This window comes from Methyloglobulus sp. (genome assembly GCF_046714055.1).
In the GTDB taxonomy this organism is placed as follows: domain Bacteria; phylum Pseudomonadota; class Gammaproteobacteria; order Methylococcales; family Methylomonadaceae; genus Methyloglobulus.
On the sequence record NZ_JBKKBJ010000171.1, the window covers coordinates 1 to 8,039 of the forward strand.

Annotated in this window: 8 protein-coding genes; 1 reads left to right on the forward strand and 7 read right to left on the reverse strand. The window is 49.9% G+C overall.

The genetic code is table 11. From position 1 onward, the window contains the following. The 7 genes from ACLQ6D_RS10205 to ACLQ6D_RS10235 form a co-directional block, all read right to left on the reverse strand. Positions 1-762: aminotransferase class I/II-fold pyridoxal phosphate-dependent enzyme (locus tag ACLQ6D_RS10205; protein ID WP_411727177.1), on the reverse strand; the 762-nt coding region annotated here is incomplete at its 3' end. A gap of 315 nt (positions 763-1,077) precedes the next feature. Next, positions 1,078-1,212 carry a hypothetical protein gene (locus ACLQ6D_RS10210; protein ID WP_411727178.1) on the reverse strand — a complete coding sequence of 45 codons (135 nt, stop codon included), beginning with the start codon at positions 1,210-1,212 and terminating at the stop codon, positions 1,078-1,080. Beyond that, complete coding sequence (locus ACLQ6D_RS10215) at positions 1,212-2,015, reverse strand: substrate-binding domain-containing protein (protein WP_411727179.1); 804 nt, start codon at positions 2,013-2,015, stop codon at positions 1,212-1,214. Before ACLQ6D_RS10215 ends, ACLQ6D_RS10210 begins: the two co-directional genes overlap by 1 nt. Before the next feature lie 303 nt (positions 2,016-2,318). Beyond that, positions 2,319-2,471, reverse strand: coding sequence for a hypothetical protein (locus ACLQ6D_RS10220; RefSeq protein ID WP_411727180.1), 153 nt, complete (start codon positions 2,469-2,471; stop codon positions 2,319-2,321). Continuing rightward, complete coding sequence (locus tag ACLQ6D_RS10225; protein WP_411727181.1) at positions 2,443-3,810, reverse strand: alginate export family protein; 1,368 nt, start codon at positions 3,808-3,810, stop codon at positions 2,443-2,445. The genes ACLQ6D_RS10220 and ACLQ6D_RS10225 overlap by 29 nt, the downstream gene beginning before the upstream one ends. A 474-nt stretch (positions 3,811-4,284) precedes the next feature. Beyond that, positions 4,285-7,257, reverse strand: coding sequence for a DEAD/DEAH box helicase family protein (locus tag ACLQ6D_RS10230; RefSeq protein WP_411727182.1), 2,973 nt, complete (start codon positions 7,255-7,257; stop codon positions 4,285-4,287). Further along, on the reverse strand, positions 7,254-7,811 hold the full coding sequence (locus ACLQ6D_RS10235) for a hypothetical protein (protein ID WP_411727183.1): 558 nt from the start codon (positions 7,809-7,811) through the stop codon (positions 7,254-7,256). Before ACLQ6D_RS10235 ends, ACLQ6D_RS10230 begins: the two co-directional genes overlap by 4 nt. Here ACLQ6D_RS10235 and ACLQ6D_RS10240 point away from each other — a divergent pair. Next, positions 7,805-8,039, forward strand: a 235-nt coding sequence (locus ACLQ6D_RS10240; RefSeq protein WP_411727184.1) for a hypothetical protein, incomplete at its 3' end; no start/stop codon positions are given. The two genes, ACLQ6D_RS10235 and ACLQ6D_RS10240, sit on opposite strands and share 7 nt — an antisense overlap.

Below are 8,039 nucleotides of genomic sequence, written 5' to 3' on the forward strand. Positions count from 1 at the left end.
TTTATTGCCGCACATAAAACCGACGCGCCAGCCCGGCATGTTATAGCTTTTGGACATGGAGAAAAACTCCACGGCAATATCCTTGGCCCCTTCCACCTGGAGAATGGAAGGCGCGATATAGCCGTCGAAGACAATATCGGCATACGCAATATCATGCACGACCCAAATGTTATGTTCTTTGGCCAAGGCAATAATTTTTTCAAAAAAATCCAATCCCACACATTGGCTGGTCGGGTTACCGGGAAAATTCAGGATCAGCATTTTCGGTTTCGGCCAGGATTCAGCGATAGCTTTTTCCAATGCCTCAAAAAAATCCACGCCGGGTATCAGCGGCACATGCCGTACATCGGCACCAGCAATTACCACACCATAAGGATGTATTGGGTAAGCAGGGTTAGGCACCAACACCACATCACCCGGCCCTAGTGTAGCCAAAGCCAAGTGTGCTAACCCTTCCTTCGAGCCAATGGTGACAATGGCTTCTGTCTCAGGATTCAAATCAATATCAAAGCGGGTTTTATACCAGTTAGTAATCGCCCGTCTTAACCTTGGAATGCCTTTGGACACCGAATAACGGTGCGTATCCGGACGCTTCGTCGCTTCCAACAGCTTATTGACGATATGGTCTGGCGTAGGTTGGTCTGGATTCCCCATGCCGAAATCAATAATATCCTCTCCCGCCGCTCGCGCCTTGGCTTTAAGTTCATTGACGATATTGAAAACGTAGGGAGGTAAACGGCTTATTCGATGAAATTGTTCCATTAACAGCTCTTGAGAAATCCGGATTGTGTGAAATTAGAAAAATAAGATAAGGTACTGTTGACTATGCGATATGTCAAATTGGCTTAGCATTACTTTGTCAGATTACATGACCATAATCTTTCAAGAACGTCATTCCGGCGTGGATTCACGTCAGGCAGGATAGCCTTACGCCCTTCGTTAATGCACAAATTCGTCAGGGAACGAATTTGAACGTGCATAGCGCGGCCCGAAGGGCGAGCCTCATAGATGAGGCGAGTAAATCTGTTCCAAACAGATTGGTGCTGGAATCCAGTAGAGACGCAAAATCTTGCGTCTCTACGAGCCATTCATTGCGTTGAATTCGGCAACTGCTCTCGACGTTGCCAAGCCATAGGGATGTGGGGCTTTGCGGAATCCGGGATTTCGTGGCGCTCCATCTGGGCCGCCTTGCTGCCGTGCCAGTTCAGGCATTATTTAGGCAGGCCCGGATGAAATAACACGTTGCCGTCTTTTTTGAAGTTGCCGATGATTGCTTGGCCTTCAGTACCAGCCACATAATCTATGTATTTCTTAACCAGGCCGTATTTGACATGGGCATGACATTTTGGATTGACGGCAATGACGTGGTAGGGGTTAAGGACTCCTTCGCCACCCTCAAATAAAATGACCAGTTGCGTTTTGTCCTTATAAGCAAGGAAAGTCCCGCGATCAGTCAAGGTATAGGCCAGTTTGTCATCGGCCATACGCAGCACCGCGCTCATGCCTTGCCCTGAAGAAATGTACCAGTTACCGGCTGGCTTAGTCGAGGTTTTTCCCCACAACTCCAGTTCTTTTTTATGGGTGCCGGAATCATCGCCCCTGGAAATAAAAGGGGTCTTGCCTAGGCTGATTTTTTTCAAGGCTTCCTCAGCGCTGGGCGTTGACTTGATACCTTCGGGATCGGACTTTGGCCCTACCAGGACAAAATCATTGTACATAACCGCAGTGCGGTCAACGCCAAAACCGTCCGCAACAAATTTTTCCTCGGCTTTGGGTGCGTGTACCAATAGCACGTCAACATCGCCGTTTTCACCCAGTTTCAAGGCCTTACCGCTGCCAACGGCGATAACATCGACACGGACATGATTTTTAGCTGCAAAAGGCGCATTCAAAACCGGAAGTAAACCGGTGTTTTCAGTGCTGGTTGTGGTAGCCATGCGCAATATCTCTTCAGCATGAGCCGAAGAAAAGCTTAATAAAGCACTTAATAACGCGATTATCTTTAAAATTTTCATAACACTACACCCTATGATTTTTATACGAGAGTTGGTTCTGCGTTGTCAGATTATATGATCTAAAGTTTCCAAAATCGTCATTCCGGCAGGGATTGTCGGGCAAGGATTCCATACCCTCTACCGCACTTCCCACATCCCTGTGGGTCGGCGGCGAGGATTCCATACCCTCTGCCGCACTTCCTCCATCCATGGAGGTCACTGGAATCTAAGCATGTAGAGACGCAAAATCTTGCGTCTCTACATGCCATCCATGGCACTGGATACCCGGGTATGACGAGCTTACGTATAACGTGACAAACAGGGTTAAAAACGAAATTCCGTGTTGACAAAGAAATAATCGGAGTCTTTTTCTCCGCCAGCAGGCAAACCGGCTGAAGCTGGGAGACGGTCGAAATAATCACCCTTAAACCAGTGTTCGTAGCCCACTTCAACAACGATGTTGCTTTTTAATTTCAACGACCCAACCAAATTCGATATCGTGCCCTAAAAAACGGCCCGCATTGCCGGATTTATCCCTTAGCGCATTAAAGTCGGCGTTAAGGTTCGATCCGGCGAACGCATCTTTGGCTTCGGCAAGGTACCAGACATGATGTTTGACGAATAGTTTGAGGTCATCCCGTGGTTGCAGCGTGAATCGTGACCCGACTGATTCGATGTTGGAGCGGAAAAACGGCCCGAAAATACCGGTTTGCATCATATCACCCCGACGTACGCCAAATAGCCTGTCAAAAGTGTGGTTGTTATTGCCGTTAGGATCGTTGGTGCCGCTGGCGTAATCGTATTCGGCATTGAACCTTGGAAACCAGGGCGCATTGAAGGTATAACCCACTTCGGCATGACCTATATAGGCGAATAAATCTTTTCCGCTGGTCTCGCCGGTTTGCGCGGCCCCCTCAAATTCGTAATCTACCTTGCCGAAGTTCTCTTTATGGAATTTACTGGTTTTAGCTGGGCTTTGGTAGCCTCTCACACCAAACGTCGAGAAGGTACGGGTGTTAGCGGCAATTTTTTTATCGTTGATGCCGTAATAATAGGCTTCGCCATTCAGCCAGGACAGTTGGCTCGTCTCAAAAACAGCGCCCCAAAACAGACGGCTGCTACTGCCTTCGTCCAGATGGGTGGGGTCTATTAGCACGGGCGAGGTCAAAAATGCCCGCACCCGCCAATCCTTGTCGTTACCGATGGCAAAGTGTGCACCATCAAAGCTGTTGGTCGTATTTCGGTAACCATTCCGGCCAACCAGACGCGCAGAGCCAATATGCAGGGTCATTCGCCCGACATGAAAATCAGTCCTCAGCCCGGTATCGTTGATATTACGGAATGTTGCTGATCCAAATAACTGCAAGATGTCGAATTGATTAGTGACCGTATTGTTATTAAAATCATCGGCTCCGGCAAAATGGGTGCGGGAATCCTGGCCTTCAAACATCAACCAGAACGGGCCTTGATTGACACCTAAACGAACCCGCGACTGTAGCGGCAATTGCACATCGGTATTGCTGGATTGACCGTTACGCCAAGGATGGGAAACCGATTCATAACGGGTGCGTTGGCTCAGGCTGAATTCCATCCACTCGGGCAGGTTTAACGCGGCTTTAGCCAGTCGGTTCCACTTGATTTTAGAGGCCGGAATTAAGGCTTCGTCAGGGAGTCCTTTCCATTCTTTGGACTTGTATTCCTTGGCTACGCGATCACTCGCACCATCCCAAAACCCTTGCGAGGCTAACGCATTTCCTGGGCTGACTAGCAGGATATTAACCGCACTTGCAATGAATACCTTTCTAAAATAGTTCATTGCACCCCTATGATGTTGCTAAATTTCCAGTCTAGCGCCACAAGCACAGCGTTGTTATTAATATTTTTTGTTGCTATTTTCATGTTATTTTCACTTAAATGTCAGTTTTTGACATTATATTGTAATAAAAACATAAAATAACAAAATAATTGCAATTTGTAGTTTAAGGGATAACCACGAAGGGTACAGGGTACGGAAGACACGAAGAAAATATATTTAAAACTTTGTGCCCCTCTTAGTTAATGCACATAACCTGATTTAGCATACCCAGGCTGGGTTAGTCGCACAACACACTGTTTTTTATCGTGTATCAGATAATTAAGCGCGACATAACCCACCATTGGATATGCCGAATGTGTAAAGGCCGCAGGATGCGTTTAGGCACGAAGCGCATCAAACGCGGAAGATGCGCTTCGTGCCTCAGCACATCCTACTTGGCTTAACCGCAGTGTAGTGTGTTGTATGGCTAGCCGTTTAGTCAGTCTCTAACTGGATTTGCATATCTGGCATCACCCGGCTTCTTTTCCGGGCGAAATCACATAGCGCCGACAACAACGCCCCCTTATCCCGCCATTCAAAAAACACGCTTTCGCCCAGCAACACATAATGCCACGCCAGATTAGCCCGTTCTTCCTCTGGTAACCGATTGATCCGTTCGCACCAAGCCGCCGCCGCTTTCAACTTTCTTTGCACATTCGGCGATGTCACCTGGCCTTGCGCCTTGGTTTCCACCAGATAAACCGCCTTATCGGTACGCAATAGAAAATCCGGCGAGTAAGAAGCGGGTAAACCGTCTTCCTTGACATAACGTAGCCTGACAAAATCATGGCGGGTTTCGCTGATTTTGCAGAATGCCTGCACGCTGCTGTCTTTATCAGCCCATTCGATAAAGGCTTTCTCCAGGCCGCCATTATGGGCAGGATAAGGCAAGCGCGGATAAATGCACTTATTGACCAGAACAGAACTGCTTTCCCGCATCGGCAGCTTGCTCATTTCCGACAACAAACGGTAACGCACTTCGCTTTCACCGATCTGCGGCTTGTGTTCCGCTTCAATCAAGGCCAATGCCACCACTTTGATGATGTGATCGACAATCGGCTGCAACAACAGCACACGCCAGTTTTCATCAAACAATGGATCAAACGGCATGTTAAACAGTTGCATCCGAATATAACTATCCAGCCACCCCGCCAGTTCCGCCGTGTTCGCTTGCAGATAAGGGTTGGCGAAATGTGCGGCAACCTTCTTGCCTTTCGGCAGCGGTTGGCTGAGCGCTTGGGCAATACGCCGTGTCAGCCGCGACAAAAAATCGTTGTAGCCCGTGACATTCATCACTGCACCATCAACGCGGTAATCACCAAACAAGGTACTGCTTTGCAAATCCTGGGAGATAAATACATCACCTTTACCTAGCAGTGTCTTAAGTTCAGTCAGGTTCATCGCCGAAAACGGCGGCAAGGAGGTAATATCCAGCGCGTGATGTTCTAAGCCTTCCTCGGCTTCGCGCAGGATAAACGGAATGGCGAAGTCGAATTCTTCGTAACCGTCGCGCAAACCAACCGAAACCAGATCGCCGATGCTGCTGATAATGTCGCTGTCTTCGCCGGTGGTTCCTGCCAAGCCTTCCCGCATTAATTCCGCATAAAACGACTGAAACGCCGGATGCTCCACAATCGATAAAATATCAATCAGGCTGTTGGGTTCTTGTCCCTTGGCGATACGTTCGCGGTTTTCGCGTTTGCTGTCGGCATACCCATTATCACGATCCTCATCGCGCCACATCAGCCGCAAACCGCGCCCTATGGTTTGTTCCAGCAAAATCTGCGCTTGGCTGGAACGCAACGGCACGATCACGCAAATATTGTTGACATCAAAGCCTTCACGCAGCATTAACACGCTGACGATGATGCGCGGCGCGGCGTGTCGGTCAACATCAAACAAGTGTTCACGCACCACCGCCCAGTCTTTTTCGCCCAGTTCTGCCTTTCTGCCGGAATCAATCGCCATCACCTCGTCTTTCCTCAAACCTTCGTCCTGGAAGAATTTCACCACCAGCGGCGACACCGTAGTGTCTTCACAGACCACCAACATTTTCGGATGACGGCTAGGGTCGATATGGGCAAAATCGACCTCCAACTTCCTCAGCTTTTGCAGGCCCGCACGTAGCATCACCCGCTGGCCTGCACTCAACACCGGATTGCCGTTCTCATCGCGTTCCGCCTTGAATTCCAAGGGCAACGCACCGATTTCCTTGCGCCTGTCCAACACCAGAGATTTCACCAAACCCTGCCGCATTGCAGTTTTCAGGTCAAAATCGACGATGATGTGCGGAAAATAAACCTTGTGCTTATTCTTGCCGGAACCGACATCGTTGTACGGCGTGGCGGAAAAATCCACCTGCACGAAGCGTCGGCCTTTGCTTGTCGCAATCCGCGTCAGGCTCTTTTGCCATTCCACCTCGGTCGTTTCGCCCTCACGCTTGAAGTCGTGGATATGGTGCGCCTCATCGTTGAACACCATCAACTCAGGCAAGCCCGCCAAATAGTCCAACACATCGCCACGCGCAAAACGCCTGTCCAGCACATCTAGGCTATTGCCTGCCGACTTGCCTGGCATCAGTGGCAACAGGGCATTGATGACCGCTTGCGGGTCAATCTCTGCGCCCGGCGTTTCCAGTTCGGCTGCGTCTGGTTCTTCCTCACCCGCCTCTTGCAACAGATGCCAGTTGGCAACCGCAATCATGCCGTTGCCTGTGGTTTTCAGGCCGATCTCGCTTTTATTGCAGACATTGCCGCGTACAAAACTGAACACGGTATCGCGGTGGTTTTCCGGGATGAACAACTCGGCGTATTGCGCGACATCGGAATTGGCAAAATCGCGCACGCCATCCACCTGCTTGCCGCAAAACGCATCCAGCAGGCGATCGTAAACAATAAGACCGGGCGCAACGACCAGGAAATGTCGGGTAAAACGCGCATCGTCAACGCCTTGTGCCAACGCTGCATTTTTGTTCAGCAACTGCCAGATCAGCAAGGCTTGCAACACCCAGGTTTTACCCGTGCCAGTTGCCATTTTTAGGCAGTATTTCGGGTGATTGTGCTTACTTTGTGAAACTTCAGTTAGCCGTCCGCCTGTCAATAACGCATCCGGTGCGGCGGCTTGGTACAGGCTTTTCAAGTCTCTCGCATTCAGTGCTTCATGCGCGACGATGGTATTTAAAATCGCCTGCCGTTGACCGTCATGAAAATTCAGGCGCCGCGTGGTTTTTGCCACATCACCAAACCACCAGTGCAATAGTTCCGCAGTGGTCGGTGTCACCAGATCAAAAATATCAGCGACTCCACTTTCCAGAAGTTCATACGGATTTTGGGATTCCGTGACGTTGCACAATTTTTTAGTTTTGGTAGTTAATCCGGTAGCCAGCGCCAGTCGCTGGTTGCCGTTCATGCCGTCACCTCAACCACCACTTCCGCCTCAAAACCAAACACATCCACCACCCGCACACAGACTTTACGGTTGCCAAATTTAGAGGGTACGGTGAGTTGGGCTTGGGTCACTACCCGTAGCGGGTCGCCGTCATTCTCGGTGTTGCCCCGATAATCCTGCCAGACTGAGCGGAATAGTTTGCCGTCGTAATCTGGGTCTACCGCCCAATATTCGATCAATGCCAATGGCTCGCTGTTGATGATGCCTTGCAGTTTAGCGCGGTTGGCTTCGTCGAGATTGATGGCTTCCGGCGAGAGCAGGACGTAGTTGTCGAGTTCGATAGTTAGCGTTTCTTCCCTCATCCCCGACCCTTCTCCCAGAGGGAGAAGGGAGGAAATTCCGGCATCCTGCGGAACAGAAGTCGTGGCCTCTCCCATTTGTAAGAAAGAAGGCTTTATTTCTTCTGGAAGAATAGAAGACAACCTCTCACCCGGAAGGAGAAAAGAACACGTCCCCTCTCCCCCAGGGAGAGGGCTAGGGTGAGGGTGAATTCCATCGATTACTTCACATGTCACTGCCTATCCTGCTTTCCACCTTCGCCAACAACCTGCTTCCCATCCTGCTATTAAGCGCGGCAGGCTTTACGCTGGGCAAATTCTTCTCCATTGATTCGCGCACCATCGGGCGCGTTGTCTTTTATATCTTTGCACCCCTGCTGGTATTTGACCTGCTCGTGCAAAACGATATTAAACTCGGTGAAGCACTCACTCTGATGGCCTTTACAGCGACGGTGATCATTATCA

What these genes read in the sequence shown, in the direction of transcription:
- ACLQ6D_RS10210 (WP_411727178.1), bottom strand. Translation starts at nt 1,212, where the DNA reads ATGCCTGAACTGGCACGGCAGCAAGGCGGCCCAGATGGAGCGCCACGA.
- ACLQ6D_RS10215 (WP_411727179.1), bottom strand. Translation starts at nt 2,015, where the DNA reads ATGAAAATTTTAAAGATAATCGCGTTATTAAGTGCTTTATTAAGCTTT.
- ACLQ6D_RS10225 (WP_411727181.1), bottom strand. Translation starts at nt 3,810, where the DNA reads ATGAACTATTTTAGAAAGGTATTCATTGCAAGTGCGGTTAATATCCTG.
- ACLQ6D_RS10230 (WP_411727182.1), bottom strand. Translation starts at nt 7,257, where the DNA reads ATGAACGGCAACCAGCGACTGGCGCTGGCTACCGGATTAACTACCAAA.